2 protein-coding genes and 1 pseudogene are annotated in these 1715 nt (G+C 26.6%); 1 reads left to right on the forward strand and 2 read right to left on the reverse strand.

Annotated elements, in window-relative coordinates; genetic code table 11:
• Window positions 1–116, forward strand: a pseudogene (locus HNQ06_RS05780) (ERF family protein); the annotation flags it as partial.
• An 86-nt stretch (window positions 117–202) separates the two neighbouring features.
• Here HNQ06_RS05780 and HNQ06_RS05550 read toward each other — a convergent pair.
• Window positions 203–814, reverse strand: coding sequence for an Mlp family lipoprotein (locus tag HNQ06_RS05550; protein ID WP_184108008.1), 612 nt, complete (start codon window positions 812–814; stop codon window positions 203–205).
• Between the two features lie 105 nt (window positions 815–919).
• Window positions 920–1549 (reverse strand): Bdr family repetitive protein, encoded by a 630-nt coding sequence (bdr, locus tag HNQ06_RS05555; RefSeq protein WP_246343404.1) that lies wholly within the window; start codon window positions 1547–1549, stop codon window positions 920–922.
• Window positions 1550–1715: the final 166 nt, after the last annotated feature.

The raw sequence follows: 1715 nt of genomic DNA on the forward strand, positions 1-1715 counted from the left end.
TAAATAAGCTTAAAGTATTTATGTCTGATAATCAGGACGTTTATAAAACAAAAGTATTAAAATTCTTTTGCATGTTAAAAAAAGAAAGACAATTTAATTATATATTTGCAGTATAGCAATATTTTTAAATAGCAAAGCCCCCAAATAGGGGGCTGCTATAGGTATAATAATTAAGGTTTTTATTTTTGATTGAGAAATGTTTTTAGTTTTGCCAACTAGTTGTAAGACCAGCATAATGACTATCTTCTTTTAGAAGTTCATCTTTAAGGCACTTATAAATCTCTTCATTGGAATTTTTATTAAATATATCATCAGCGACACCTCTGAAATATTGCTCTATTTCGTTTTTACCATTTCCATATTTATTATTATTATTATTATTTTTGCAGTCAATGGCCTCTTTAATATAAGTATCAAAAGTTTCATTTTGTGCTTTTGATTGTCTTTTAGACTCTAAGAAGCTATAAGCTTTGGCAAAGGCCTGAGCTAATTCTTTTTGTTTTTGAGTATCTATAGAAGAAAGCCAATCAAAGAAGCCAGTACATTTATTTTTGTTTTCATTATTGCACCTATTTGTATCCCCTGATAATTTTTCAATTGTGTATTTAAACACATTGATTAATGAATTAAACATTTTTTCTTCGTCGGGGGTTAAAGTAATTTTTTCTTGTGGTGGCAGCTCTTCTTGGCTTAAATCACGGTTTTTCCTGCTTTTTGTTTGTTGGGCATTGTTTTTTAAAGTGTCATTATCATTGGAATTACAGCTATTTAGCAGTAGCAAAGATATGCAAAATAATATGTTGATGATTTTCATTGTTACTCCTTTTTTTATTATTAATATTCACTTAATCAATTATTAATACTAAATATGGGATAAACAATTATTATTTGAATTGATATTCTTTAGATGAGGTGGTAGCTATTTAGAAATGAAAGCAAATATTAGCCCTGCTATCATTGTTATAGACATTGCTCCCATAATTCCCAATACCCATTTAAGCATTTCTGTAAGAGACATTAAATTCTTTTCTACATTGTCTATTTTTGCGTTTAAATTCTTTTCTACATTGTCTATTTTTGCGTTTAAATTCTTTTCTACATTGTCTATTTTTAGATTTAAATTCTTCTCTACAGCATCAATCTTAGTGTCTAGATTAGATATATCTTTTTGTAAATTCTTTTCTACAGTATCAATCTTAGCGTCTAAGTTATCTATTTTTAGATTTAAATTCTTCTCTACAGTATCAATCTTAGTGTCTAGATTAGATATATCTTTTTGTAAATTCTTTTCTACAGTATCAATCTTAGCGTCTAAGTTATCTATTTTTAGATTTAAATTCTTCTCTACAGTATCAATCTTAAAAATAAGATTGTCAAATTTAATATCAAATTGTTTTTCTAAATTTTCTAAATCTCTATATGTTAGCTCATTGTGATAATATCTTTTAGATAAATCTTGTGCTATTAGTTGTTCCATACCAAGCCTAAGAAACTCTTTATATATTTGTTCTTGACTTACACCTGCAATATTTGTTGACACTGTTTCCATAAAATTTTCCCTTATAGTCATATTATACACTATTTTAGATTGATTGGCTTTTGAGATTTTTATATGTAAAGTATAATTTCTTGCAAGAAAAACCTTTTTGTAATTTACATTTTTAACTTAGAATACTGATTATACACTTTTTTAGCTATAGGCTTTGTTTTCTTAA

It is taken from the genome of Borreliella lanei (assembly GCF_014205895.1).
Lineage (GTDB): Bacteria > Spirochaetota > Spirochaetia > Borreliales > Borreliaceae > Borreliella > Borreliella lanei.

What these genes read in the sequence shown, in the direction of transcription:
- HNQ06_RS05550 (WP_184108008.1), bottom strand. Translation starts at nt 814, where the DNA reads ATGAAAATCATCAACATATTATTTTGCATATCTTTGCTACTGCTAAAT.
- bdr (WP_246343404.1), bottom strand. Translation starts at nt 1,549, where the DNA reads ATGGAAACAGTGTCAACAAATATTGCAGGTGTAAGTCAAGAACAAATA.